Here is a 26,062-nt window from a genome sequence, read left to right as displayed (position 1 = left end):
CGCCGAAGCGCTCGGTGCGTGCACCACTATAGCCAACCGCGCGGGGTGCTCGTGCCCCTCCGGTGGCGGGCGGGGAGGATTGTGGCCACGGCCACAGATCGTTTTCCCCGTCAACAAGGCGAACGTATGGGGAAAAAGCAGAAGACCCCGGTCGCGAGGACCGGGGTCTTCTTTCCTGAGCGGACGACGAGGCTCGAACTCGCGACCTCAACCTTGGCAAGGTTGCGCTCTACCAACTGAGCTACGTCCGCATGCATCCACCCGGCTTTCACCGAGCGGCGCGACAGCTACTCTACCTGATCCAGAGGAGTGGTCGAGACTGTCAGAGCGGGTGACAGGGATTGCACACTGCGCCTCCCTCTTGGAAAGAGGGCGCTCTACTACTGAGCTACACCCGCGTGACTCCTCGGGGCCCGGCCTTCCGGCCTCGCCCCTCGGCGTGCTCCAGACTTTAGCTGATCAACGGGGGTGCAGCGCAAGTCCGCTGCCCACGCGGCCTCCGGAGCCGGCGCCGGACGATGGCCCGCGACCCCGGAAGGTCCCGCCGCCCGCGACCCCGGCAGGGACGCGGGCGGCCGCGGACCGTCAGCTGTTGGCGGCCTCGAACGCCTCGTAGACCTTCTTCGGGATCCGGCCCCGCGGCGGCACCTCCATGTGGTGCGAGCGGGCCCACGCCCGTACCGCAGCGGGATCGGCCGCCACCGAGGTGTGGCGGTAGGCCTTGCCGGACTTCGCCCGCTTGCGGCCGGCCTCGACGTACGGTGCGAGCACCTCGCGGAGTTTCTCCGCATTGGCGGGATTGACGTCGATCTCGTACGTCTTACCGTCCAATCCGAAGGTGACCGTCTCTGCGGCTTCTCCGCCGTCGATGTCATCGGAGAGCGTGACCACTACGCGCTGCGCCACGGATATCGGTCCTTTCGTGCAGCATCTCGGTGCTGACATGGGGAGATGCGGCAGATCCGGATGTCAGGGATCAATGCTTTTTCATTTGTACAGCGATGGGCAATGCATTGGGAAGCCCAGTTAATTTCCTCAGCGTGTCACCGCGCAATCCGGACTGCCGATCTTTTCGAGGATTTTTCCCGGCTGTTCACAACCGTCGATACCGGAACGTGATCGGTCGCCTACAGTTCTATGCGCGTAGATTTTTCGGCAAGGTACTGTGAAGGAACCGCCTTCAGCACCACACAACCGGGAGTGCCAGTGGCACGCGTCGTAGTCGACGTCATGCTCAAGCCCGAGATCCTCGACCCGCAGGGACAGGCGGTGCAGCGTGCACTGCCGCGTCTGGGCTTCGAGGGCATCTCCGACGTACGTCAGGGCAAGCGTTTCGAACTTGAGGTGGAGGGCCCGGTCGACGACGCCGCCCTCGCCCGCATCCGCGAGATGGCAGAGACCTTCCTCGCCAACACCGTCATCGAAGACTTCGTCGTACGGGTCGACGAGCCCGTCGAGGCCGGCTCATGAGTGCTCGCGTCGGAGTCATCACCTTCCCCGGCACGCTGGACGACCGCGACACCCAGCGCGCGGTCCGGCTCGCCGGCGCCGAGGCCGTGCCGCTGTGGCACAAGGACAAGGACCTCAAGCAGGTCGACGCCGTGGTCCTGCCCGGCGGCTTCTCCTACGGCGACTACCTCCGGGCCGGGGCGATCTCCCGCTTCTCGCCCATCATGGAGACCGTCATCGAGCAGGCGAAGGCGGGCCTGCCCGTCCTGGGCATCTGCAACGGCTTCCAGGTCCTCACCGAGACGCATCTGCTGCCCGGCGCGATGCTGCAGAACAATCATCTGCACTTCATCTGCCGTGAACAGAAGCTGCGCGTGGAAAACGCGGACACCGCCTGGACCGCGGACTACGAGCAGGGCCAGGAGATCTCCGTACCGCTGAAGAACATGGACGGCCGGTACGTCGCCGACGAGCGCACGCTCGCCGAGCTGGAGGCCGAGGGCCGCGTGGCCTTCCGGTACTTGGACGTAAACCCCAATGGCTCGCTCAACGACATCGCCGGCATCACCAATGCGGCCGGCAATGTCGTCGGCCTCATGCCGCACCCGGAGCACGCCGTCGAGCCGCTGATCGGGGCCGGTGGCACCGACGGCCTCGGATTCTTCACCTCGATCCTGAAGAAGTTGGTCAACGCATGACGCTGGACACGGTCAAGCACGCGGCCGAGACCCCGGACACCGACCTGCCGTGGGCCGAACTGGGCCTGAAGCCGGAGGAGTACGAGCGCGTCCGCGAGATCCTCGGCCGCCGTCCGACCGGCGCCGAGCTCGCCATGTACTCGGTCATGTGGTCCGAGCACTGCTCGTACAAGAGCAGCAAGGTTCACCTCCGCCAGTTCGGTGAGAAGGCTCCGGAGACCGACGCGCTGCTCGTCGGCATCGGCGAGAACGCCGGTGTCGTGGACGTCGGCAACGGCTACGCGGTCACCTTCAAGGTCGAGTCGCACAACCACCCGTCGTACGTCGAGCCGTACCAGGGCGCCGCGACCGGCGTCGGCGGCATCGTCCGCGACATCATCGCGATGGGCGCCCGCCCGGTCGCGGTCGTCGACCCGCTGCGGATGGGCGCCGCCGACCACCCCGACACCAAGCGCGTCCTGCCGGGCGTCGTCTCGGGCATCGGCGGCTACGGCAACTGCCTCGGCCTGCCCAACATCGGCGGCGAGCTCGTCTTCGACGCCTGCTACCAGGGCAACCCGCTGGTCAACGCCGGTGCCATCGGCGTCATGCGGCACGAGGACATCCACCTCGCCAAGGCGTCCGGCGCGGGCAACAAGGTCATCATGTACGGGGCCAGGACGGGCGGCGACGGCATCGGCGGCGCCTCGATCCTCGCCTCGGAGACCTTCGACGACTCCAAGCCTTCGAAGCGCCCCGCCGTCCAGGTCGGTGACCCCTTCCAGGAGAAGCTGCTCATCGAGTGCACCCTGGAGGCGTTCGCCGAGAAGCTCGTCGTCGGCATCCAGGACCTCGGCGCCGCCGGCATCTCCTGCGCCACGTCCGAGCTGGCCTCGAACGGCTCCGGCGGCATGCGCGTCGAGCTCGACGACGTACCGCTGCGCGACTCCACGCTCTCGCCCGAGGAGATCCTCATGAGCGAGTCGCAGGAGCGCATGTGCGCGGTCGTGGAGCCGGAGAAGGTCGACCGCTTCCTGGAGATCTGCGAGAAGTGGGACGTGACCGCCACCGTCATCGGTGAGGTCACCGACGGCGACCGGCTGGAGATCTTCTGGCACGGCGAGAAGATCGTCGACGTCGACCCGCGGACCGTCGCCCACGAGGGCCCGGTCTACGAGCGCCCGTACGCCCGTCCCGAGTGGCAGGACGCCCTCCAGGGTGACGACGCCGCGAAGCTGGCCCGTCCGGCGGGCGGCGACGAGCTGCGCGCGCAGGTCCTGAAGCTGGTGGCGCACCCGAACCAGGCGTCCAAGTCCTGGATCACCTCCCAGTACGACCACTTCGTGCAGGGCAACACGGTGCTGGCCGGCCCGGAGGACTCCGGGATGATCCGCATCGACGAGGAGTCGGGCCTGGGCGTGGCCATCGCCACGGACGGCAACGGCCGCTTCGCGAAGCTGGACCCGTACCACGGTGCGCAGCTGGCGCTCGCGGAGTCGTACCGGAACGTGGCCGCGACCGGCGCCAAGCCGCTCGCCGTCTCGGACTGCCTGAACTTCGGTTCGCCCGAGGACCCGGCCGTCATGTGGCAGTTCGCCGAGGCCGTCCGCGGTCTCGCGGACGGCTGCCAGCAGCTGGGCACGCCGGTCACCGGCGGCAACGTCTCGCTCTACAACCAGACGGGCGAGGCCGCCATCCACCCGACGCCGGTCGTCGCCGTCCTCGGCGTGATCGACGACGTGGCCCGCCGTACGCCGGTCGCCTTCGCGGAAGAGGGCCAGCTCCTCTACGTGCTCGGCGACACCCGCGACGAGCTGAGCGGCTCGGCCTGGGCGCAGGTCGTCCACGACCACCTGGGCGGCCTGCCGCCGGAGGTGGACCTGGAGCGCGAGCGGCTGCTCGCCGAGATCCTGATCTCGGCGTCCCGCGACGGCATGATCGACGCGGCGCACGACCTGTCCGACGGCGGTCTCGTGCAGGCGCTGGTGGAGTCCTGCCTCAAGGGCGGCAAGGGCGCCCGGGTCGTGATCCCCGACGGCCAGGACCCGTTCGTGACGCTGTTCTCCGAGTCCGCCGGCCGTGCGGTCGTCTCCGTGCCGCGCAGCGAGGAGCTCCGCTTCACCGACATGTGCGGTGCGCGCGGTCTCCCGGCGACCCGGATCGGTGTCGTCGACGGCGACTCCCTCGATGTGCAGGGCCAGTTCAGCATCGCGCTGAGCGAGCTGCGCACGGCGCACGAGGACACGATCCCGGGCCTCTTCGCCTGATCGTCCGCGCTCGTACGGCAGTACCGCGGCCCCACCGGAAATTCCCGGTGGGGCCGCGGCGCGTTGCGATTAGGCTCGCGCTCATGTCTCCCGCGAAGAAGCGCCCGCGCAGTTACGACTCCGACCGGACCCGCGCCGCGGTGACCGCGCAGCTCGGTCACGTACGGGACGCCGTGCGGGAGTTGTCCCCCGAGGACCTGGCCCGCCCGACCCGGCTCGGGGACTGGACCGTGCGGGAGCTGGTCGCCCACTTCGCCATGGCGGTCGACCACGTCCCCGCCGGTCTCGAACGCCCCGCCGCGCAGAAGCAGGAAGTGGCGCTCGTCGAGTGGCCGTTCGCGCCCGCGGCGTACGCCGCCTCCGTCGACGAGTACGTGCGGACCCTGGCGGCCGAGCAGGACCCGGTCGCGCTGCTGGACCGGGCGGCCGAGCGGTACGCCGCGCTGGTGCCCGGGGCCGCCGACGACCGGCTGGTGGCGGTCCGGCGGCCCGGGGCGATGCGGCTGGGCGACCTGCTGGTGACCCGCTGCCTGGAGCTGGTCGTGCACACCGACGACCTGGCCGACGCGCTCGGCAAGGAGCTTCCGGTCGACCGGCAGGCGCTGGCCGCCACGGTGCGGCTCCTCGCCGACTCGCTGGCCACGAAGGCGCCGGGCGGGTCGGTGGAGGTGCGGATCCCGCCGTACGCCGTCGTGCAGTGCGTCGAGGGCCCCCGGCACACCCGCGGCACCCCGCCGAACGTCGTGGAGACCGCCCCGCTGACCTGGGTGCGGCTGGCCACCGGCCGTGCGGACTGGGCGGCGGAGCTGGAGAACGCCACGGTCAGCGCGAGCGGCGAGCGCGCGGACCTCGGCCCGTACCTGCCGGTGCTGTCCTGACGGGTACGGGCCGGGGCGCCGGCTGTCAGGCGGCCGGGTACGGCAGCAGCGTGGCGTCGACGCGCTCCCAGGCGGTGCGCAGCTCCCGCAGCAGCTCCTGCTCCGCGCCCGCCCGGTCGGCCTGCTCGCGCGGGTCGGCCGTCACGTCGAACAGCTGGTCGGTGCCGCCCTTGCCGCGGTAGTACTTCCAGTCGCCGCGGCGCAGCGCCCGTTCGCCGCGTACCCGCCAGAACAGGTCGCGCTCGGGGAGCCGCTCGCCGCGCAGGAGGTGGCCGGCCAGGCTGGTGCCGTCCAGCGGGTACCGGCGGTCGGGGCGTGCACCGGCGATCTCCAGCAGGGTCGCGGTCCAGTCCGGCGTGTACACCGGCTCGTGGCTGACCTGGCCGGCGTCCAGCCGGGCGGGCCAGCGGACGAGGGTGGGGACGCGGATGCCGCCCTCCTGGAGGGATGCCTTGTTCCCGGACAGCGGCCATTGGTGTGACCAGCGTTCGCCGCCGTTGTCGCTGGCGAAGAAGACCAGCGTGTCGCGCTCCTGCCCGGTGCGCCGGAGCGCGTCCAACACCTGGCCGATGGAGCGGTCCAGGTCCTCGACCATCTCCTTGTACTTGGCCAGCGATCCACCGTCGCGGTGGTTGAGCGCGCCCTTCTCCCCGGCCCGGATCCGGGCGGTGATCCTCGCGCTCTCGGCCTCGTCGCCGTCCGCGATCCACGGCCAGTGCGGGGTGGTGAAGTTCAGGTTGAGCAGCCAGGGAGCCTGCTTCCCGGCGCGTTCGGTCACGTGGTCGACGGCCCGCTCGGTGAGGATGCGGGTGTAGTACCGCAGGTCCTTGTACTGGGCGTCGCCCTCGTACAGGTCGTACTCCCCGGCCAGTCCGAGCTTGGAGTAGTACTCCAGCGCGCCGCCGAGGTTGCCGAAGAAGGTGTCCCAGCCGGACCGGGTGGGGCTGTAGTCCGGCAGGTAGCCGCAGTGCCACTTGCCGATCAGGGCGGTGGCGTAGCCCGCGTCGCGGAGCAGCGAGGCGAGGGTGGGGTGGTCCGGGTCCAGGCCGGCGCTTCTGTCGGCGATGGGCTCGGCGAGGCCGCCCTTCGTCCGGCCCGGATACCGCCCCGTGTAGAGCGAGAAGCGGGTGGGGGAGCACGTCGCGGAGCCCGAGTAGGCCTGGGTGAAGCGGACGCCCTGGCGGGCCAGCCGGTCCAGGTGGGGGGTGCGGATGTCCGGCGAGCCGTACGAGGAGAGGTCGGCCCAGCCCAGGTCGTCGCCGAGGACGAACAGGATGTTCGGGCGGCGCGCGGACCGGCCGGGCGCGGCGCGGAACGGCCGCTCCTCGTGGGCGGCCGGGGCGGTGGGCTCCGCGGCAGCGGCCGTACCGGCGGCGACGGTGCCGAGTCCGCCGAGCGCGGCGGCGGCACCGGCTCCGGTGAGGCCGCCGAAGGTCCGGCGGGAGAGGGGGCGACGGGCGGTGTCGGACATGTCGGGCTGCTGGGTGTCGGGCGACGTCACGAAGGGGTCCTTTGCTTGAGGAAAGTGGCGACCGTGTGCGCCGCGTCCTCGGCTGGGAAATCCCGATAAATGCCGCCCAAACCCCCTGGCCGGGTGTGTGATGGCCGGGAAGTGACGCTTCTCACCCCATGTAAGGCGGTGATCAAGAGGGTGCGGACCGCCCCGACCGCCGGCGATGACGCCTTACGGCGAGCCGTCCTGCCTGGTCAGAGTGGGTACGCCGACAGGCGTGCGGGGCCGGGGGAGGCGGGGGAGCGGCGGCGCGGCGGTGTACGGGACGTACAGAAAGGCGCGCGGCGGAGAGGAGGCGCGAGAGGCGCGCTCAGAGGCAACGACAGATGGCGCTCGCGACGCGACCGAGGTCGACATGGCGGCGCTGCACCAAGAGTTGCGGGGTCTGCACGGTCCCGGATCCTGGCGGTGATCAGGTGTTCACGTCAAGCACATGTCCAAGCTCGGCGACCATCCCCGGTTCGGATGAATCCCGTACCTGCCCTAGACTTCTTGATGTGCGTGGTGACGGACGACTCAACCACGACCTGCTCCCTGGTGAGAAGGGTCCCCAGGACGCCTGCGGCGTCTTTGGTGTCTGGGCCCCGGGAGAAGAGGTCGCCAAACTCACTTATTTCGGGCTGTACGCGCTGCAGCACCGCGGGCAGGAGTCTGCGGGCATCGCAGTGAGCAACGGCTCACAGATCCTGGTCTTCAAGGACATGGGTCTCGTCTCACAGGTCTTCGACGAGACCTCCCTCGGCTCTCTCCAGGGCCACATCGCCGTGGGCCATGCCCGCTACTCCACCACCGGTGCGTCCGTGTGGGAGAACGCCCAGCCGACCTTCCGTGCCACCGCGCACGGCTCGATCGCGCTGGGTCACAACGGCAACCTGGTGAACACCGCCGAGCTGGCCGAACTGGTCGCCGACCTGCCCCGCGAGGGCGGCCGGGCGACCCAGGTCGCGGCCACCAACGACACCGACCTGGTGACGGCCCTGCTGGCCGGGCAGGTCGACGAGGACGGCAAGCCGCTGACCGTGGAGGAGGCCGCGCCGCGCGTCCTGCCCAAGGTCATGGGCGCCTTCTCGCTGTGCTTCATGGACGAGCACACCCTGTACGCGGCACGTGACCCGCAGGGCATCCGCCCGCTGGTCCTCGGCCGCCTGGAGCGAGGCTGGGTGGTCGCCTCCGAGACCGCTGCCCTCGACATCTGCGGCGCCAGCTTCATCCGGGAGATCGAGCCCGGAGAGATGGTCGCCATCGACGAGGACGGCCTGCGGAGCACCCGCTTCGCCGACGCCCGCCCCAAGGGCTGCGTCTTCGAGTACGTCTACCTGGCCCGCCCCGACACCGACATCGCCGGGCGGAACGTCTACCTCTCCCGCGTGGAGATGGGCCGCAAGCTGGCCGCCGAGGCGCCCGCCGACGCGGACCTGGTGATAGCGACTCCGGAGTCCGGCACGCCGGCCGCGGTCGGCTACGCCGAGGCCAGCGGCATCCCGTTCGGTTCCGGACTGGTCAAGAACTCCTACGTCGGCCGGACCTTCATCCAGCCGTCGCAGACCATCCGCCAGCTGGGCATCCGCCTGAAGCTCAACCCGCTCAAGGAAGTCATCCGCGGCAAGCGCCTGGTGGTCGTCGACGACTCGATCGTCCGCGGCAACACCCAGCGCGCCCTCGTCCGGATGCTCCGCGAGGCCGGCGCGGCCGAGGTCCACGTGCGGATCTCCTCCCCGCCGATCAAGTGGCCGTGCTTCTTCGGCATCGACTTCGCCACCCGCGCCGAGCTGATCGCCAACGGTCTCTCGGTCGACGAGATCGGCAAGTCCCTGGGCGCCGATTCGCTCTCGTACATCTCCATCGACGCCATGGTCGAGGCGACCACGATCGCCAAGCCGAACCTGTGCCGCGCCTGCTTCGACGGCGAGTACCCGATGGACCTGCCGGACCCGGAGCTGCTGGGCAAGCACCTGCTGGAGGCGGAGACCGAGGGCCGGACGACGTCCGACGTGGACGGCGTCCAGACGCTCACCGCCGGGGTCGGCGGCGCCGACGCGCTGCGTCGCCCGTAGAACCCCTGCAAGACGACACGAAAGCTCTCAGCCATGTCTGCTGAAACTCCTGCCGGTGCCAGCTACGCGAGCGCGGGCGTCGACATCGAAGCGGGCGACCGCGCCGTCGACCTCATGAAGAAGTGGGTCAAGAAGGCCACACGCGCCGAGGTCGTCGGCGGGCTCGGCGGCTTCGCCGGCCTCTTCGACGCCTCGGCCCTCAAGCGGTACGAGCGCCCGCTGCTCGCCTCCGCCACCGACGGCGTGGGCACCAAGGTCGACATCGCCCGCAAGCTGGGCGTGTACGACACGATCGGCCACGACCTGGTCGGCATGGTCGTGGACGACCTGGTCGTCTGCGGTGCCGAGCCGCTGTTCATGACCGACTACATCTGCGTCGGCAAGGTCTACCCCGAGCGGGTGGCGGCCATCGTGAAGGGCATCGCCGAGGGCTGTGTGCTGGCCGGCTGCGCGCTGGTCGGCGGCGAGACCGCGGAGCACCCGGGCCTGCTCGGCGAGGACGACTTCGATGTCGCCGGCGCCGGTACGGGCGTGGTCGAGGCCGACCGCGTCCTGGGCGCGGATCGCATCCGTAAGGGTGACGTGGTGATCGCCATGGAGTCCTCCGGTCTTCACTCGAACGGGTACTCGCTCGTTCGCCACGTGCTCTTCGACCGGGCGGGCATGGCGCTGGACCGGGAGGTGCCGGAGTTCGGCCGCACCCTCGGCGAGGAGCTGCTGGAGCCCACCAGGATCTACTCGCTGGACTGCCTGGCGCTCACCCGCACCACCGAGGTGCACGCGTTCTCGCACATCACCGGCGGCGGCCTCGCGAACAACCTCGCGCGGGTCGTCCCGGACGGGCTGCACGCCACGATCGACCGCTCCACCTGGACCCCCGGCGCGGTCTTCGACCTGGTCGGCAAGGCCGGCTCGGTCGAGCGCCTGGAGCTGGAGAAGACCCTGAACATGGGCGTCGGCATGATGGCCGTCGTTCCGCAGGAGTCGGTGGACGTGGCGCTCGCCACCCTCGCGGACCGGGGCATGGACGCCTGGGTCAGCGGAGAGATCGTCGAGCGCGGCGACCACGCCGAGGCCGTGGCCCTGACCGGTGACTACGCGAGCTGACGCCCGCCCCCTCCCGCAGGGCAGCACAGAACCCGGTCCGGGCAAAGCGCCGGACCGGGTCCGTGATACTGCTGTGGCTGCCTTGAGCGCGCGGCGGCGTCAGGCGCGACGACGCTGGTCGGACGAGTTTCCCTCGTCGTCCTCATCGTCATCGTTGTTGTACAGGTCGGCGTACCGTGCGTACGGGTCGTCGTCCTCGTCATCCTCGAACGGCTCACCGTTCGGCGGCTGCTGTGCCGGCTGTTGCGGCGATGCACCCAGCTCTTCGGCCAGGCGTGAGAGATCAGTCCCACCGCTGTTGTACTTCAGCTGGCGGGCGACCTTCGTCTGCTTGGCCTTGGCCCGGCCGCGCCCCATGGCTCGACCCCCTCAACGACGGGGCTCGACGGCCCCAGAGTCTTGACACGCGTTCATGATTCAGAGCGGACTCTCGACGGAGAGTCCGGCCCGTAGGGCTTTAACGGTACCTGCTTCCGCGGCCATACGGTACGTCGCCCGCACCACCGGCCGCCCGGCATGACTCGCGGGACGCCCCGTACCCGCTGGTCAGCTGCGATTTTAACGTGTCATGTCCGGCGACCCGCCGGTGGGTGGTGAGGGATGTCTCCTTCACCAGCCACCGAGCGTGTCGCTGTAGGAACTCCACGGTCGGCGCCGGGACGCCTACGGGGTGGCGCGGATCACGCCGAGCGCGCCTCCGCCATCCTCAGTTCGGCCAGCCGGTCGGCCGCAGCGGCCGGCGGAATGCCGTCCGCCTTCGCACGAGCGAATATTGAAAGTGTCGTGTCGAAGATCTTCCCGGCCTTCATCCTGCACCGGTCGAAGTCGAACCCGTGCAGCTCGTCCGCCACTTGGATGACACCGCCCGCGTTGACCACGTAGTCGGGTGCATAAAGGATTCCGCGGTCGGCGAGGTCCTTCTCCACACCCGGATGGGCGAGCTGGTTGTTGGCCGCGCCACAGACCACCTTCGCGGTCAGAACCGGTACGGAGTGGTCATTGAGGGCGCCGCCCAGCGCGCACGGCGCGTACACGTCGAGGCCCTCGGTGCGGATGAGCGCCTCGGTGTCGACGGCCGCGCGGACCTGCGGATGTTTGGCCAGAATTCGATCCACGGATTCGGACCGTACGTCCGTGATGACCACATCTGCCCCGTCTTCGAGCAGGTGTTCGACCAGGTGTTGGCCGACCTTTCCGACCCCGGCGATGCCCACCCGCTTCCCGCTCAGGCTCGGGTCGCCCCACTGGTGCTGGGCGGCCGCGCGCATGCCCTGGAAGACGCCGTAGGCGGTGAGGACGGAGGAGTCGCCGGCGCCGCCGTTCTCCGGCGAGCGGCCGGTGGTCCAGCGGTTGATCCGGGCGACGACGTCCATGTCGGCGACGTACGTACCGACGTCGCAGGCCGTGACGTAGCGGCCGCCGAGAGAGGACACGAAACGACCGTAGGCGAGCAGCAGTTCTTCGGTCTTGATCGCTTCGGGATCGCCGATGATCACGGCCTTGCCGCCGCCATGGTCCAGGCCCGCGAGCGCGTTCTTGTACGACATGCCGCGGGAGAGGTTCAGCGCGTCCAGCACGGCCTCCTCCTCGGAGGCGTACGCGTGGAAGCGGGTGCCGCCAAGGGCCGGGCCGAGCGCGGTGTTGTGGATCGCGATCACGGCCTTCAGGCCGCTGGCGCGGTCCTGGCAGAGCACGACCTGCTCGTGGCCGCCCTGATCGGACCGGAACAGCGTGTGCAGCACTCCGCCGTCGGCGTGGGAAGCGGGGATCCCCGGCACGGAGTGTGCGGAGACGGGACGTACGTCGGTCACTGTGGTGACTCCCATAGTCGCGGTGGACGCCCTCGGGTCGTTCCCCCCGCTTGTGGCAGGGGAAGCGGGGGGAGGGCCGGTCGGGGGAAGCGTATGACCTTCGGCAGCCGTTGATCGGCACAGTGCGGAGGATCACCCCTTAGTGGGGTACGGGCATGGGACGATTTGCGCATGCCGGGCCGCTCGCGGGGAGGCAACTCCCGGCCTCGCGCCCCTGCTTGGCACACTCCCCAGTGGCGGTTTTCCCTCGCGGTCCACCTCCGGCGGACCCACAGAAGAATGGAGCGGGCGTGGCCCAGGCGTCATCGGTGATGGTCCCGTACGCGGCGTATCTACGGGTCTACGAACCGCTGGCAGCGTTCCCCGAGCCGGAGCGCTCCCACTGGGCGCGCTACGCCAAGCGGGAGTCCATGCCCACCGCCCAGGACGAGCTGCGGCGCTCGCTCGCCGATCTGCTGCCGACCCCGCCGGTGGCGGTGCCCGTGCACGAGAGCGGCGACGCGTTCATCGCCGATGTGGACGGCGTGACGTGTGTGTGCCCCTGGCGGACGCGGCTGCGCGGCTGGCAGGCGCTGGAGGAGCTGCCCGAGCGGCTTCCCGGGCCGGTGCTGGACGCCGCCCTGCCGCCGGTGGTCCGCCGGCAGGCCGCCGCCGACTACGAGCGGTGGCTGGACCGCAACCCCGACGCGCGCCCCTGGATCCGTACGGCGACCTGGCACGTACCGGTGCGCTGGTTCGTGCTCTTCACCGACGCCGAGCGGGAGTACACGAAGAGTGACCAAGGGCTCGTGCTGCGTTACCGCACGCCGATGGTCGAGGCCAGGCGCCGGGTCGCACGCGGACTGCGCACGCTCCGTGACGCCCTCGAAGAGGGGCCGCTGATCGACGGCCTGGTAGATGTGGGGCGCTGGCTGGAGGAATTCCACCCACGCGCCCTCGTCGAGCTGGACTACGGAGGACTGGTGCACGCCGTCCCCGAAGGCCGGCTGGCCGAGGACCGCTCCGCCGCGGAAGTGGCGGAGGGACTCGCGGCACTGCGCGAGGGCGACGGGGAGCGGGCCGGCGCGGCGTACGAAAAGCTGTCGGACCGGTGGCGTGAGGTCCGGGAGCGGCAGTACGCCAGCTGACCGCCGGACATTGGGTGATCATTTTCGGAGGCACGCGTTGTGACGACGCGCGCCCCCGTTGTGCGCCTCCGGCGGGCGCGCCGGCGCATGCCTGAGGGCGGCGGGCGGCAGGCGGTCCCTGAGCGGTGATTGAGGGGTTTCTGTGCCGTGCCGTCGGTTTACGGTGTGCTGGTTCGGATGTACGGGACGTAGGTCCCGATCCGGACCAAACCGTAAAACAGTGACCTAAAGCACTGACTTCGGGCCTTGCCACCAACTACCACCCTCGTGCCAAAATAGGACAAGGAGCCTGACCGGGGCTCCTTCCGTCCAACTAAGGGCGGATAGATCGGTATTGCACTCCTTGGTGGGACTGGTGACGCCTGATCACGTTGTGACTGATCGTCACAGAGGCGTGACTGTCCGCTATGGCACGGTCCATCGGCTTCCGCCGAGGTTGAACACCTGAGAGGGCAATTCCATCGGTTTGGCCGACGCGGCTGGACAGATGGTGTAGTTGTAGTGCCGAGGACAAGCCGTTCGTCCTATAACCGACTCGGCCCGCGTCCGCCATTTCGGGCAACGCGGGTCAAGGTGCAGAATTTAGAGGAAAGAACCGTGATGGTTCGGTTCTCCCGAGGAGGCCGCTCATGACCGCTCGCACCCCTGACGCCGAGCCGCTGCTTACCCCTGCCGAGGTTGCCACGATGTTCCGTGTCGACCCGAAGACGGTGACCCGCTGGGCCAAGGCAGGCAAGCTCACGTCCATCCGTACGCTCGGTGGACATCGGCGCTACCGCGAGGCTGAGGTCCGCGCACTGCTCGCGGGTATCCCGCAGCAGCGCAGCGAGGCCTGAAAAACCGCATAACCGGGCATTTTTGGGTCCCCCAACCCGTTCGATGCCCATAGAGCACCACATAGCTCCTTATGACGGGGTGCCTGCCCCAACAGGCCCCATGCCCGCAGCACATGGGTACGTCATTGATCGCGCTGGACTCCGCCGGGTCCAGCGCGATCTTTTTTGTGCGCTCGTGCGCTCTCCCGTCCGCCGCCCCGCGCCGGCCGGACCTGCATCTTGCGCCGGATCCGCGGCTCCGGCGGTAGCTCTTGGTCACCGCCCACAGGGGACTCTCAGGTAGCGATCCCGGTACTCGCCGGTACAGCCGTGGGACTGCCGGGTGGGCGGTGCAATTGCACATATTAAATTGACCGCCTGTAGGCGGGGCGTAAGTTCCGCTGATCCCAAAATTCGTACGGTGACACCCGTCACAGGAGCCACTGGTTGTCCCTGTGGCACCCGCTGGGGTAGTGCACAGCGGCCTGTTTCCGCACCAACAGCCTCTCACCGCACGGGCGCTGACGGAGGCGCCATTGGTCATCGGGGGAGCGGACTTTCGTCCCTGCTCCGCAGTACGCGCACGGAGATGACGACACGAGGGGTCGCCCGGAGCGCCGACGGCCGCGAGGAGGGCGTCAGGCGCCGCGTACGGGCCGCGGCGGCGATCCTGGGCGATGAAGAGAGCGCGGCGGCGGGAGAGGCCGCAGAAGGCCCCGCAGAGACGATCTTGGTCTGCGGAGGGTCCGGAATGCGCTCCAGGGCCAGCCGCAGCAGCCGGCGGCACACCGGACAGCGCAGGGTGGCGTGCCGGAAGCGCGCGGCGGCGGACAGGTGCGCGCGGAGCAGCGCGCCGGTCGCGTGATTCCCCGCTGCCGCCATCGCCGCACCTCCCCCGGCTCTCCTTTGTGAGTACCGGCGGCAGGTGCCGTGGTCAAGGGTCCGGGGGATGGGGCGCGAGGCGGCGTCCGCCGGAGTGCGGGGGCCGGGATCCGAACGTGTCCGGTCACCGCGTACGACAGAAGGGCCCGCATCCTGATCGGATGCGGGCCCTTCGCTTGCGGTCCTGACGGGATTTGAACCCGCGGCCTCCACCTTGACAGGGTGGCGAGCACTCCAAACTGCTCCACAGGACCTTGCTGCCGGCGCCCTCTCGGGTGCCTGCGAAGCAAGACTCTACAGCAGGTCAGGGGGTGCGGTCGAACTCGCTGCCGGGGGAGGCCCCGGTGGGCGCCGGGACGTGACCCGGCGCACAGCGCGCGGGGGCGCGGAGCCCTACGGGGCGGCCGCGTCCACCGCCTTCACGATGCGCTTGTCGGAGACCGGGTACGCAGTGCCCAGCGCGTGCGCGAAGTAGCTCACCCGCAGCTCCTCGATCATCCAGCGGATCTCCAGCGCCTGCTGCGGCACCGGCCGTCCCGCCGGGAACTGCTCCAGCAGCCAGCCGAATTCGTCCTGCATCTCCTTCACCTTCGCCATCCGGGAGCGGTCCCGCTCGGCGTTGGTGGGCATCTGCTGGAGCCGGCGGTCGGCGGCGACCAGGTACCGCATGAGGTCCGGCAGCCGCTTGGCGCCGTGCTCGGTGACGAAGCCCGGCTTGATGAGCGCGGTCAGCTGCTCCCTGACGTCCGTGACCGAGGCCAGCAGCACCGGGGAGGAGGTGTCCTTCAGCCGCCGCTCGCACGCCTGCCAGGCCGCCAGCACCTCGCGCACCTGCTGCACGGTCTTCATCGTGGCGTCGACCAGGTCGGCCCGCACCGCGTCGAAGAGCTTCCGGAAGCCCTCCTCGTCCCAGGCCGGACCGCCGTGCGCGGCGATCAGCCGGTCGGCCGCCGCGGTCACGCAGTCGTCGAAGAGCGACTGGATCGAGCCATGCGGATTGCTGGAGAGTGCCAGCTTCTGCTGGTTGCTGAGCTTGCTCTGCGCGAACTTGGCCGGGTTGGACTGGATGTTGAGCAGGATGAGGCGGCGGGTGCCGGCCCACATCGCGCTCCGCTGCTCCGCCTCGGTGTCGAAGAGCCGTACGGCGACCGAGGAGCCCTCGTCCACCAGCGCCGGGTACGCCTTGAGCGGCTGGCCGGCGCGCCGCGTCTCGAAGGTGTGCGGCAGCGTGCCGATGGTCCAGGCGGTCAGGCCGGTGCGCTGCTCCGGGCCCGTCGGTCCGGCGTCCGCCGCACCCTTGCCGGGCTGTCCGCCCTTCTTCTGCGTCGCCTGCTTCTGGGCCGCCTGCTCGAAGGCCCTGGAGATGGCCTCCCGGGTCTTGGGCTTGAGCTTCAGCCGCAGCGCTTCGAGGTCCTTGGCCTCGGCCAGCTTGCGCCGCCGCTCGTCGACCACACGGAAGGTGATCTTCAAGTGGTCCGGCACCTTGGACAGGTCGAAGTCGGCCGCCTCGAAGGGCACGCCGACCATCCGCCGCAGCCCTGCCGCCAGCGACGTCGTCAGCGCGCCCTGCAGGGGAACCGCCCCGTCCAGGAAGCGGGCGGCGAAGTTCGGCGCGGGGACGTAGTTGCGCCGGATCGGCTTGGGCAGGGACCGGATCAGCTCGGTGACCAGCTGTTCGCGCAGGCCGGGGATCTGCCAGTCGAAGCCCTCGGCGGAGACCTGGTTGAGCACCTGGAGCGGGATGTGGACGGTCACGCCGTCCGCGTCGGCCCCCGGCTCGAACTGGTACGTGACCTTGAACTTCAGCTTTCCCTGCCGCCAGGAGTCCGGGTAGTCGTCCTTGGTGACGGCCTCGGCGGTTTCGTTGATGAGCATCGAGTGCTCGAAGTTGAGGAGTTCGGGCTCCTCAGTGCGCTTCTTCTTCCACCAGGAGTCGAAGTGCGCACCGGACACGACGTGTTCGGGGATGCGCTGGTCGTAGAAGTCGAACAGCGTCTCGTCGTCCACGAGGATGTCGCGGCGCCGGGCGCGGTGCTCCAGCTCCTCGACCTCGCCCAGCAGCTTGCGGTTGTCGTGGAAGAACTGGTGGTGGGTCCGCCAGTCGCCCTCGACCAGGGCGTTCCGGATGAACAGGTCGCGCGAGATCTCCGGGTCGATCCGGCCGTAGTTGACCTTGCGCTGGGCCACGATCGGTACGCCGTAGAGCGTCACGCGCTCGTACGCCATCACCGCGGCCATCTTCTGTTCCCAGTGCGGTTCGCTGTACGTCCGCTTCACCAGGTGCTGGGCGAGCGGCTCGACCCACTCGGGCTCGATCTTCGCGTTCACCCGCGCCCAGAGGCGGGACGTCTCGACCAGCTCCGCCGACATGATCCAGCGCGGCGGCTTCTTGAAGAGCGCCGAGCCGGGGAAGACCGCGAACTTGGCGCTGCGGGCGCCCAGGTACTCGTTCTTCGCGTCCGTGTCCTTCAGCCCGATATGCGAGAGCAAACCGGCGAGCAGCGACGTGTGGATGTGCTCGGGGGCCGCGTCCTCCTCGGCGAGGTGGATGCCCATCGTCTTGGCGACCGTACGCAGCTGCGTATAGATGTCCTGCCACTCGCGTATCCGGAGGTAGTTCAGGAATTCGTTGCGGCACATACGGCGGAACGCCGACGAGGACAGCGCCTTCTGCTGCTCCCTGACGTACCGCCAGAGATTCAGATACGCCAGGAAGTCGCTGGTCTCGTCCTTGAAGCGGGCGTGCTGCTGGTCGGCCTGCTGCTGCTTGTCGGCGGGCCGCTCGCGCGGGTCCTGGATGGACAGCCCCGCGGCGATGACCATGACTTCGCGTACGCAGCCGTTGCGGTCGGCCTCCAGGACCATCCGCGCGAGCCGCGGGTCCACCGGCAGCTGCGAGAGCTTCCGGCCCATCTGTGTGAGCCGTTTCTTCGGGTCCTTCTGCTTCGGGTCGACCGCGCCCAGCTCTTCGAGGAGCTGCACGCCGTCCTTGATGTTGCGGCGGTCCGGCGGGTCGATGAAAGGGAACTTCTCGATGTCGCCGAGGCCGGCCGCCGTCATCTGCAGGATGACCGACGCCAGGTTCGTGCGCAGGATCTCGGCGTCCGTGAACTCCGGCCGGGACTCGAAGTCCTCCTCCGAATACAGCCGGACGCAGATGCCGTCGCTGAGCCGTCCGCAGCGGCCCTTGCGCTGGTTGGCGCTGGCCTGCGAGATCGGCTCGATCGGCAGCCGCTGCACCTTCGTGCGGTAGCTGTAGCGCGAGATGCGGGCCATGCCCGTGTCGATGACGTACCGGATGCCCGGCACGGTCAGGGACGTCTCGGCGACATTGGTCGCCAGCACGATGCGGCGAGTGGAGTGGCGCTGGAAGACGCGGTGCTGCTCGGCGTGCGAGAGGCGCGCGTACAACGGCAGCACCTCGGTCTCGCGCGCCAGTGCGCCGCCGCGGTTCAGGCGTTTCGTCAGCGCGTCCGCGGTGTCCCGGATCTCCCGCTCGCCGGAGAGGAAGACCAGGATGTCGCCCGGCCCCTCGGCCTGCAGCTCGTCCACGGCCTCGCAGATGGCGCTGACCTGGTCCCGGTCGGCGTCTTCGGCGCCCTCTTCCAGCAGCGGGCGGTACCGCACCTCCACCGGGTACGTGCGGCCGCTGACCTCGATGATCGGCGCGTCCCCGAAGTGCCGGGAGAACCGTTCCGGGTCGATCGTCGCGGAGGTGATGACGACCTTCAGGTCCGGGCGCTTCGGCAGCAGCTGCGCCAGGTAGCCGAGCAGGAAGTCGATGTTGAGGCTGCGCTCGTGCGCCTCGTCGATGATGATCGTGTCGTACTGGCGCAGCTCGCGGTCGGTCTGGATCTCGGCGAGCAGGATGCCGTCCGTCATCAGCTTGACCAGCGTGTCGCCGCCGACCTGGTCGGTGAACCGGACCTTCCAGCCGACCGCCTCGCCCAGCGGGCTCTGCAGCTCCTCGGCGACCCGCTCGGCGACCGTACGGGCGGCGATCCGGCGCGGCTGGGTGTGGCCGATCAGGCCCTGCACCCCGCGGCCCAGCTCCAGGCAGATCTTCGGGATCTGCGTCGTCTTGCCGGAGCCGGTCTCACCCGCGACGATCACGACCTGGTGGTCGCGTATCGCCTCCAGGATGTCGTCCTTCTTCTGGCTGACCGGCAGCTGCTCCGGGTACGTGATCTCCGGAACGGCGGCCCGGCGCTGCTCGACGCGGAGCTGCGCTTCGTCGATGCCCTGGGCGATCTCGGCCAGCACCGCGGCCCGCGCCTCGGGCTTGCGGATCCGGCGCGCGCCGTCGAGGCGGCGGCCGAGTCGCTGCTGGTCACGCAGCATCAGCTCGGGCAGCTGCGCCAGGAGTGCGGGCAGGGCGGGAGCACCCTCGGGCGTGACACCCCTGGGCGCGGCGGAGGCAGGCTGACTGGACATACGCGATCCAGGATCTCACCTCGCCGAAACGCCTGGCGAACGAATTGCGGCCGGGCGGCCCCCAGGAGGGGCGATCGCGGCCGGATCCGGGCGTTCGGAGGGCACCGGCGCAGCCCGTAGGGAATGTCCGCGATGGGTGCTTTAGCGTGTTCGTATGCCCGATGATCACGACGCCGATCCCGCCGATCCCGCCGATCCCGCCGACCGTGTCGCATCCGCCGACCGTGCGTCCGCCGACGATGCGGCGTCGGCCGCTCGTGGCGCGACCGCCGGCCACGAAGCGCACGGGGCGCACGCCCGGCCCCGGACCGCGGCCGAGAAGTGGGCGGCCTTCAAGAGGTCGCCGTTCCTGCCCGCGACCGTCCTGATCTTCATCCTGGCGGCCGCCGCCGGTCTCTTCGCCGGCTCGTACACCTTCTCCATGGCCAACCCGACGCCGCACCGCATCCCCACGGCGCTCGTGGGCGCCCCGGACGACGCGCGCGGCAAGGGGTTCGTGCAGGGCATGGAGAAGGCCCTGAACGCGTCGCTGGAGCTGCACGAGTACCGGACGTACGCACAGGCCCGCGAGGCGGTCGACGAGCAGAAGGCGTTCACGGTGATCAGCGTGGACGGCTCGGGCGTACGCATGGACCTCGCCAGCGCCTCGGGCGCCTCGGTGAGCCAGCTGCTCCAGCAGGCCGCGCCGCAGGTCGGCAAGGAGACGGGCGTCCCGGTCACCATCAAGGACATCAAGCCGGTGCAGCCCGGCGACCCGCGCGGCCTGGCGCTCTTCTACGTCTCCCTGGCCGCGGTGATCATCGGCTTCGTGGGCGCGATCCAGCTGAGCGTGCACGCCCGCGCGCTCAATCCGGCCGAGCGGATCGCGTTCACCCTCGCCTACGCCCTGCTCGGCGGGTTCTCCATCGCCGCGGTGGTCGACTGGCTGCTGGGCGCGCTGACCCTGCCCTTCGTGCACTCCTGGCTGATCCTCGCGTTCACCATGTTCACGTCCGGCATGGTCTTCACGATGTTCAACACGTTGATCGGCCGCTGGGCGATGGTGCCGACCTGGGGCCTGATGGTGCTGCTCGGCAACCCCTCGTCCGGCGGCGCCGTCTCCTGGCCGCTGCTCCCGTCCGTGCTCGGCCGCATCGGCCAGTGGCTGCCGCCGGGCGCCTCGGTGAACGCCCAGCACACGGCCGTCTACTTCCCCGGCCACCAGCACGTCTTCCCGTACCTGGTGCTGGCCGGCTGGTCCCTGCTGTCCTGCACGGTCTTCTGGCTCTGGCGCCACCGCCACCCGGGTGGCCGCCCCACGGCCCCGGCCCACGCGGCGACATGACCGGGCCCCGTCCCCGCGCCCGGAGCCGGGCACAACGAAAAACCCCGGGAAGCGAACTTCCCGGGGTCTTCACGGAGTGGCTGGGGCCGGGGTCGAACCGGCGACCTTCCGCTTTTCAGGCGGACGCTCGTACCAACTGAGCTACCCAGCCACGCAACCTCGAAAGGCTGCAGCGGTCCTGACGGGATTTGAACCCGCGGCCTCCACCTTGACAGGGTGGCGAGCACTCCAAACTGCTCCACAGGACCAAGCTTTGTGCGAGCACTAGTCTCGCACAGGGTGTTGCGTGCCCCCAACGGGATTCGAACCCGTGCTACCGCCTTGAAAGGGCGGCGTCCTGGGCCACTAGACGATGAGGGCTGATGGCCCACCTGGGCGCTTTGTCGGCGCCGTCGGGGACGTGAGAAGCATATGGGATGCGGGGACGGTTCGCCAAAACGGTTTACGAAGAGGGGCTCGGTGAGGTCCGCGAAGGCGTGGGCGACGGGGTGGCGCCGGGCCGGTTGTCGGCCGGGAGATGGCGGCTGACCTGGGCTTTCGACAGGCCCAGCCCGCCCAGGGTGATCTCGTCCCAGGCCTGGAGGCGCCGCGAGTCGCGATCCATGTAGAGCACCGAGGCCTGCACCTGTTCGGGTGTCGCGCCCTCGACCGCGCGCAGCCCGCCGCCTCCGGTGGAGCCCTCGATCATCAGCCGGGTGCCCTTCGGCAGGACGCGCGTGTCGCGGTGGTGGACGTGGCCGGAGAGCGCCAGCGGGACCAGCCCGTCGGTCTCGGTCGCGGCCACCGGGTTGTGGGCCAGCGCGATGTCGGCGGGGGTACGGGCCCGGGTGAGCGTGCGCAGGGTGTCGGCCAGGCGCCGCCCCGAGGCGCGCTCCACCCGGTCCCCCGATGCGGCCACCGAGCGGTCCGGGGTGAACTGCGGGTCGCCGATGCCCACGATGCGCAGCCCTCCTGCGCGCACGGAGGTGCCCTCGTCCACGACCTTCACGTTCTTCAGCTTCTTGTTCTGCGCGAGGTACTTCTGCGTCTTCATCGAGTCGTGGTTGCCGCGCACCCAGACGTACGGGGCGCCGAGCTTGCCGATCGGGTCGAGGAACTTGTTCTCGGCGGCCGAGCCGTGGTCCATGGTGTCGCCGGTGTCGATGATCACGTCGATGTCGTACTGCTCGACCAGGGACCTGATGATCTGCCAGGCGGCGGGGTTCAGATGGATGTCGGAGACGTGCAGGACGCGGACCGTGGAGGGGTCCGGCTGGTACGCGGGCAGGGTGGAGGTCGCGTCGTAGAGCTTGGTGACGTTCGTGACCAGCCGGGCCAGCTCCTTCTGGTAGACGTCGAACTCGCTCACGATGGAGCGGGCGCTGCCCACCACGGAGGGCGCGGAGGACAGCAGCCCCGAGAAGCGCGGCTCCAGGACGGACTTGGGGTTCCAGGTGGCGTACGCGACGCCCCCCGAGGCGGCGAGCAGCACGAGGGCGAGGCCGCCGGCGGCCAGCGCGCGGCGCGGCCTGCGGTACACCGCGAGGCCCAGTGCCGTCGCCCCGGAGACCACCGCGACGCAGGACCGCAGGGCGAGGTCGGCGGTGCCGCGCTCGACGTCCCGGGTGACCTCGGCCTGGAGTCCGGAGAACCGCTCCGGGTGGTCGACCAGCTCCTGGGCGCGTGCCGGGTCCAGCTGGTCCACGTCGACGTCGAGCCGTATCGGGGCGTGGTGGCTCTGGAGGTCCAGCGCGCCCAGCGGGGACACGTTGATCTTCGTGCCGCCGCTGACGGACGGGCGCAGCGCCATGGTCGTGTCCACGGGCCCGACGGGGGTCCGGACGCTGCCGACGATCAGCAGGCCGAGCCAGGCGCCGAGCAGCGTCACGGCGATCAGCCCGAGGGCGCGGGCATACGGGTGCGGAGTGTGCGTCAGGGCGAAGGTGGGGGCCTGGTGGTGGGCGCGGTAGTGCCGCAGGACGGCGGCGGGGGCGCTCCGGACGCGGTGGTACGCGGTACGGAGCAGCCGGAGCACGGAGGAGTCCGGGGACGGCCCCCCGGACGGCGCGGTGCGGGCCATTGTGCGCGTATGCCCGTCCGTGCGGCCCGTTATGCCGGGGGTTGCGGCATACGTGGGTGAGGACGCGTAATTCGTGGGCGTACGCGGTGGGCGTGTGCCGGAGCGCGTGCGGGGGCGGGGTACGGGGGTGCGTGCGGGAACGCGAGGGGCGCGTCCGGCGTGAGGGCGGGGCCCCGAGCGGGCCCGTGACCCACAATGGGCGCGTGCTGGAGATGACGCGCGAGGAGTTCGAGGAACTGGTCGGCGAGGCGCTGGACCGGATCCCGCCGGAGCTGACCCGCTTGATGGACAACGTCGCCGTGTTCGTCGAGGACGAGCCGCCGGCGGACGACCCCGACCTGCTCGGGCTCTACGAGGGGACGCCGCTGACCGAGCGGGGCGAGTGGTACGCGGGCGTACTGCCGGACCGGATCACGGTCTACCGGGGCCCGACGCTACGGATGTGCGACAGCCGGGAGGACGTGGTGGCCGAGACCGAGGTCACGGTCGTGCATGAGATCGCCCACCACTTCGGCATCGACGACGAGCGGCTGCACGCCCTCGGGTACGGCTGAGCGGACGGCGCCGCCCGCGCCACCGGACATCCGTCCGCGCCGCGCAGACGGACGTCCGCGCAGCGCCCCGGCAGGGCGACACGCCGTGCCCCGGGGCGTGCGGGGTCGGTGGGCCGGGGTGCGTCCCGGGCGTGTCCTCCGGTGGGCGGCGGGAGTTGGGCAGGGCATCAGTCCCGCGTGTCCGCTCCGGATCCGGAGGTCCCGTCCGTGCGTCGCCCGCTCCCCGCCAGTCGCCCGTCCCCGCCAGCAGCCCCGGCCGCCGTGCCGCCCGTCCCGCCCCTGCCCTCCGTCTCCTCCGCCTCGTCGCCCGCTTCGGCCGACGGGTCCGCCTCGCCCCGTACGGCGCCGCGTACGGCCCGCTCCCTGGCCCGGACGGCCGCCGTGGCCGCGGCCGCCTCCGCCTTCGCCATGTCGCTCACCGGCTGCATGAGCGTCAGCGACGACGCGCCGAAGCCCAAGCCCTCCGGTTCGGCCGCCGGGCACCACGGCAGCGACGCCCAGCCCGACGGCGGCTCGGCCGAGGCGCCCGGCGCCGGACCGCGCCGCATGGGCCGTTCCGGGGCGCCCATGGAGGACCGGGACCGCGCCACGCCCTCGGACGGCGCGGAGCCGTCGGCCGACGGGAAGAGCTCGCCCGGAGAGCCCGCGGGCAGCGGCACCCCGGACGGCGGCCGGCCGGGATCGGAGAGCCCCACGGAGGACAGCCCGCCCCGCCCGGCCCCGCCGCGCCCCTCCGGCCACCCGAAGCCCACGCCCACCCCCTCCCGTACGGCCCCGGCGCCGGACCCGACGCCCACCCCGAGCCAGGACCCGCCGCCGAGCAGCCCCGAGCAGACCGGCCCGCAGTCGGGCTCCCCGGCCTCCGCCTCGGAGTCCGGGAGCGGCGGCTCCCAGTAGGGCGCGCCGCGCCGCCCCGGAGAGGGCGCCGAGCGGCCACCTACAGGGGCGAGGATCGGCCTTCGACCGGCGATAACCGGACGACCGACGGCGCCGGGAGAGCCCTGTCGGCACCGCATTTGCCTTCAGGGGTACCGGGTGCGTATGGTGGTAGATCGTTTGATCCCATTTGCCCGGCGCCCACCGGATCCCCTTCACCGAAGAGGACGAAGCGCGCCGCGAGGCGCGTTCTCTCCTTACCGTGGCTGACCGCATTGAGGCGGTCTTTTGTGAAACAACACGGAGTTTGGGCGCGTGCCGAGACTCCGGAAGGTTTCGCATTTCGCATGTCCGTTTCCACTGATCAGTCCGCCATGCCCACGCACGACGAGCAGGCCCCCGTCGACGTCGAGCAGGTCCTCGGCCACGCCGAGCAGGCCACGGCCCCCGAGGCCGTCACCGAGGAGCCGCAGGCCCCCGAAGAGCCGCAGATCACGTTCGCCGACCTCGGCCTGGACGAGAAGATCGTCCGCAAGCTGGCGCAGAACGGTGTCACCACCCCGTTCCCGATCCAGGCGGCGACCATCCCGGACGCCATCTCCGGGCGCGACATCCTCGGCCGCGGCCGCACCGGCTCCGGCAAGACGCTGTCCTTCGGTCTGCCGCTGCTGACCCGCCTGGCCGGCGGCCACACCGAGAAGAAGCGCCCGCGCGGCGTCATCCTCACCCCGACCCGTGAGCTCGCCATGCAGGTGAGCGACGCGCTGCAGCCGTACGGCGACGTCCTCGGCCTCAAGCTGAAGGTCGTCTGCGGCGGCACCTCGATGGGCAACCAGATCTACGCCCTGGAGCGCGGCGTCGACATCCTCGTCGCCACCCCGGGCCGGCTGCGCGACATCATCAACCGCGGCGCCTGCTCCCTGGACAAGGTCGAGGTCGCCGTCCTGGACGAGGCCGACCAGATGGCCGACCTGGGCTTCCTGCCCGAGGTCACCGAGCTGCTGGACCTGGTGCCGACCGGCGGCCAGCGGATGCTCTTCTCCGCGACGATGGAGAACGAGATCGGCACGCTGGTCAAGCGCTACCTGACCGACCCGGCGACCCACGAGGTCGACGCGGCGCAGGGCGCGGTCACCACCATGACCCACCACGTGCTGGTCGTGAAGCCGAAGGACAAGGCGCCGGTCACCGCCGCCATCGCAGCCCGCAAGGGCCGCACGATCATCTTCGTCCGTACGCAGCTGGGCGCCGACCGCGTCGCCGAGCAGCTGTGCGACTCGGGTGTGCGCGCCGACGCGCTGCACGGCGGCATGACCCAGGGCGCGCGTACGCGGACCCTGGCCGACTTCAAGGACGGTTACGTCAACGTCCTGGTCGCCACCGACGTCGCCGCGCGCGGCATCCACGTCGACGGCATCGACCTGGTCCTGAACGTGGACCCGGCCGGTGACCACAAGGACTACCTGCACCGTTCCGGCCGTACGGCCCGCGCGGGCCAGTCCGGCACGGTCGTCTCGCTCGCCCTGCCGCACCAGCGTCGGCAGATCTTCCGCCTCATGGAGGACGCGGGCGTGGACGCCTCGCGTCACATCGTGGGCGGCGCCGGCCAGTTCGACGAGGACGTGGCCCGGATCACCGGCGCCCGCTCGCTCACCGAGGTGCAGGCCGAGTCGGCCGCGAACTCCGCCAAGCAGGCCGAGCGCGAGGTCGCCGACCTGACCCGCGAGCTGGAGCGGCTGCAGCGCCGCGCCGCCGAGCTGCGCGAGGACGCCGACCGGCTGACCGCCAAGGCCGCGCGCGAGCGGGGCGAGGACCCGGAGGCCGCGGTGCAGGCCAAGGCCGAGGCCGAGGCCGCTGTGGAGGCGGAGAGCGCCGCGCAGCCCGAGGTGTCGCTGCCGGCCCAGACCGCGCGCGCCGCCGAGGACGACGACACGCAGCGCCGCTCCACGTACCGCGACGAGCGCGGCAACTACGAGCGCCGGGACCGCCGTGACGACCGTGGTGGCCGTTCCTTCGACCGGAACGACCGCAACGACCGTGGTGACCGCGGCGGCGACCGTGGCGGCTTCAACCGTGACCGTCGTGACGACCGCGGTGGCTTCCGCCGCGATGACCGCAACGACCGTGGCGGCTTCCGTCGTGACGACCGTGGTGGCCGTTCCTTCGACCGGAACGACCGCAACGACCGTGGTGACCGCGGCGGCGACCGTGGCGGCTTCAACCGTGACCGTCGTG

The 26,062-nt window shown here is 70.5% G+C and carries 20 protein-coding genes and 6 tRNA genes; 12 read left to right on the top strand and 14 right to left on the bottom strand.

Features of this window, described 5'->3' with window-relative positions:
* Positions 1–178: 178 nt before the first annotated feature.
* The 3 genes from ACZ6WH_RS37550 to ACZ6WH_RS37540 all read right to left on the bottom strand — a co-directional run bounded on the left by ACZ6WH_RS37550 (position 179) and on the right by ACZ6WH_RS37540 (position 906).
* Positions 179–251: transfer RNA gene (locus tag ACZ6WH_RS37550), tRNA-Gly, on the bottom strand.
* Between the two features lie 75 nt (positions 252–326).
* A tRNA-Gly gene (locus tag ACZ6WH_RS37545) sits at positions 327–398 on the bottom strand.
* Between the two features lie 187 nt (positions 399–585).
* Positions 586–906, bottom strand: a complete 321-nt coding sequence (locus ACZ6WH_RS37540) for a histone-like nucleoid-structuring protein Lsr2 (protein ID WP_052866369.1) — start codon at positions 904–906, stop codon at positions 586–588.
* Positions 907–1,206: 300 nt separating this feature from the next.
* Between ACZ6WH_RS37540 and purS the strand changes: the two genes are divergently transcribed.
* The 4 genes from purS to ACZ6WH_RS37520 all read left to right on the top strand — a co-directional run bounded on the left by purS (position 1,207) and on the right by ACZ6WH_RS37520 (position 5,271).
* The gene (gene purS / locus ACZ6WH_RS37535; RefSeq protein WP_469734453.1) at positions 1,207–1,470 is read left to right on the top strand and encodes a phosphoribosylformylglycinamidine synthase subunit PurS; all 264 of its coding nucleotides are present in this window, start codon (positions 1,207–1,209) and stop codon (positions 1,468–1,470) included.
* Positions 1,467–2,147 (top strand): phosphoribosylformylglycinamidine synthase subunit PurQ, encoded by a 681-nt coding sequence (gene purQ / locus ACZ6WH_RS37530; RefSeq protein ID WP_469734451.1) that lies wholly within the window; start codon positions 1,467–1,469, stop codon positions 2,145–2,147. The genes purS and purQ overlap by 4 nt, the downstream gene beginning before the upstream one ends.
* Positions 2,144–4,393 carry a phosphoribosylformylglycinamidine synthase subunit PurL gene (purL, locus tag ACZ6WH_RS37525; protein ID WP_469734449.1) on the top strand — a complete coding sequence of 750 codons (2,250 nt, stop codon included), beginning with the start codon at positions 2,144–2,146 and terminating at the stop codon, positions 4,391–4,393. The genes purQ and purL overlap by 4 nt, the downstream gene beginning before the upstream one ends.
* 83 nt (positions 4,394–4,476) lie before the next feature.
* Complete coding sequence (locus tag ACZ6WH_RS37520; protein ID WP_469734447.1) at positions 4,477–5,271, top strand: maleylpyruvate isomerase family mycothiol-dependent enzyme; 795 nt, start codon at positions 4,477–4,479, stop codon at positions 5,269–5,271.
* 25 nt (positions 5,272–5,296) lie between these two features.
* Here ACZ6WH_RS37520 and ACZ6WH_RS37515 read toward each other — a convergent pair whose 3' ends face one another.
* The gene (locus tag ACZ6WH_RS37515; RefSeq protein WP_469734472.1) at positions 5,297–6,742 is read right to left on the bottom strand and encodes a sulfatase family protein; all 1,446 of its coding nucleotides are present in this window, start codon (positions 6,740–6,742) and stop codon (positions 5,297–5,299) included.
* A 352-nt stretch (positions 6,743–7,094) separates the two neighbouring features.
* Complete coding sequence (locus tag ACZ6WH_RS37510) at positions 7,095–7,175, bottom strand: putative leader peptide (RefSeq protein ID WP_361553951.1); 81 nt, start codon at positions 7,173–7,175, stop codon at positions 7,095–7,097.
* A gap of 106 nt (positions 7,176–7,281) precedes the next feature.
* Here ACZ6WH_RS37510 and purF point away from each other — a divergent pair, with 106 nt between their 5' ends.
* Positions 7,282–8,838, top strand: a complete 1,557-nt coding sequence (gene purF, locus ACZ6WH_RS37505; RefSeq protein WP_432856533.1) for an amidophosphoribosyltransferase — start codon at positions 7,282–7,284, stop codon at positions 8,836–8,838.
* 33 nt (positions 8,839–8,871) lie between these two features.
* Positions 8,872–9,945, top strand: coding sequence for a phosphoribosylformylglycinamidine cyclo-ligase (gene purM / locus ACZ6WH_RS37500; protein ID WP_469734445.1), 1,074 nt, complete (start codon positions 8,872–8,874; stop codon positions 9,943–9,945).
* Positions 9,946–10,044: 99 nt separating this feature from the next.
* Here the strand turns inward: purM and ACZ6WH_RS37495 are convergent, their stop codons facing one another.
* Both ACZ6WH_RS37495 and ACZ6WH_RS37490 read right to left on the bottom strand, forming a co-directional pair.
* Positions 10,045–10,302, bottom strand: a complete 258-nt coding sequence (locus ACZ6WH_RS37495) for a DUF3073 domain-containing protein (RefSeq protein WP_399718302.1) — start codon at positions 10,300–10,302, stop codon at positions 10,045–10,047.
* Between the two features lie 323 nt (positions 10,303–10,625).
* Complete coding sequence (locus ACZ6WH_RS37490; RefSeq protein ID WP_469734443.1) at positions 10,626–11,771, bottom strand: Leu/Phe/Val dehydrogenase; 1,146 nt, start codon at positions 11,769–11,771, stop codon at positions 10,626–10,628.
* Between the two features lie 275 nt (positions 11,772–12,046).
* On the opposite strand from ACZ6WH_RS37490, the gene ACZ6WH_RS37485 reads away from it, so the two are divergent.
* Positions 12,047–12,883, top strand: a complete 837-nt coding sequence (locus ACZ6WH_RS37485; RefSeq protein ID WP_361553780.1) for a DUF8083 family protein — start codon at positions 12,047–12,049, stop codon at positions 12,881–12,883.
* Positions 12,884–13,512: 629 nt separating this feature from the next.
* Positions 13,513–13,719, top strand: a complete 207-nt coding sequence (bldC, locus tag ACZ6WH_RS37480) for a developmental transcriptional regulator BldC (protein WP_003949541.1) — start codon at positions 13,513–13,515, stop codon at positions 13,717–13,719.
* Between the two features lie 519 nt (positions 13,720–14,238).
* Here bldC and ACZ6WH_RS37475 read toward each other — a convergent pair.
* The 3 genes from ACZ6WH_RS37475 to hrpA all read right to left on the bottom strand — a co-directional run bounded on the left by ACZ6WH_RS37475 (position 14,239) and on the right by hrpA (position 19,014).
* Entirely contained in the window at positions 14,239–14,580 is a 342-nt protein-coding gene (locus ACZ6WH_RS37475) for a DUF6274 family protein (protein ID WP_432856523.1), read from the bottom strand.
* Positions 14,581–14,759: 179 nt separating this feature from the next.
* Positions 14,760–14,834, bottom strand: a tRNA-Asp gene (locus tag ACZ6WH_RS37470).
* Positions 14,835–14,973: 139 nt separating this feature from the next.
* Positions 14,974–19,014 (bottom strand): ATP-dependent RNA helicase HrpA, encoded by a 4,041-nt coding sequence (hrpA, locus tag ACZ6WH_RS37465; RefSeq protein ID WP_469734440.1) that lies wholly within the window; start codon positions 19,012–19,014, stop codon positions 14,974–14,976.
* Positions 19,015–19,168: 154 nt separating this feature from the next.
* On the opposite strand from hrpA, the gene ACZ6WH_RS37460 reads away from it, so the two are divergent.
* A complete protein-coding gene (locus ACZ6WH_RS37460; RefSeq protein ID WP_469734438.1) occupies positions 19,169–20,338 on the top strand; it encodes an ABC-2 transporter permease in 1,170 nt (389 codons plus the stop codon).
* A 77-nt stretch (positions 20,339–20,415) separates the two neighbouring features.
* Here ACZ6WH_RS37460 and ACZ6WH_RS37455 read toward each other — a convergent pair.
* The 4 genes from ACZ6WH_RS37455 to ACZ6WH_RS37440 all read right to left on the bottom strand — a co-directional run bounded on the left by ACZ6WH_RS37455 (position 20,416) and on the right by ACZ6WH_RS37440 (position 22,397).
* Positions 20,416–20,489: transfer RNA gene (locus ACZ6WH_RS37455), tRNA-Phe, on the bottom strand.
* A 22-nt stretch (positions 20,490–20,511) separates the two neighbouring features.
* Positions 20,512–20,586: transfer RNA gene (locus ACZ6WH_RS37450), tRNA-Asp, on the bottom strand.
* A 39-nt stretch (positions 20,587–20,625) separates the two neighbouring features.
* Positions 20,626–20,698: transfer RNA gene (locus ACZ6WH_RS37445), tRNA-Glu, on the bottom strand.
* A gap of 82 nt (positions 20,699–20,780) precedes the next feature.
* Positions 20,781–22,397, bottom strand: a complete 1,617-nt coding sequence (locus ACZ6WH_RS37440; RefSeq protein WP_469734436.1) for a metallophosphoesterase family protein — start codon at positions 22,395–22,397, stop codon at positions 20,781–20,783.
* Between the two features lie 203 nt (positions 22,398–22,600).
* Between ACZ6WH_RS37440 and ACZ6WH_RS37435 the strand changes: the two genes are divergently transcribed.
* From ACZ6WH_RS37435 to ACZ6WH_RS37425, 3 genes are all read left to right on the top strand, one after another.
* On the top strand, positions 22,601–22,951 hold the full coding sequence (locus ACZ6WH_RS37435) for a metallopeptidase family protein (RefSeq protein ID WP_351593047.1): 351 nt from the start codon (positions 22,601–22,603) through the stop codon (positions 22,949–22,951).
* A 261-nt stretch (positions 22,952–23,212) separates the two neighbouring features.
* Complete coding sequence (locus tag ACZ6WH_RS37430; RefSeq protein WP_469734435.1) at positions 23,213–23,848, top strand: hypothetical protein; 636 nt, start codon at positions 23,213–23,215, stop codon at positions 23,846–23,848.
* A 326-nt stretch (positions 23,849–24,174) separates the two neighbouring features.
* On the top strand, positions 24,175–26,062 hold a 1,888-nt coding region (locus ACZ6WH_RS37425), incomplete at its 3' end, for a DEAD/DEAH box helicase (protein WP_469734433.1).

This window comes from Streptomyces sp. NPDC050806 (assembly GCF_055586425.1).
The sequence above is the reverse complement of the archived record's forward strand: the minus strand, read 5'-3'. Positions and strand labels throughout refer to the sequence as shown.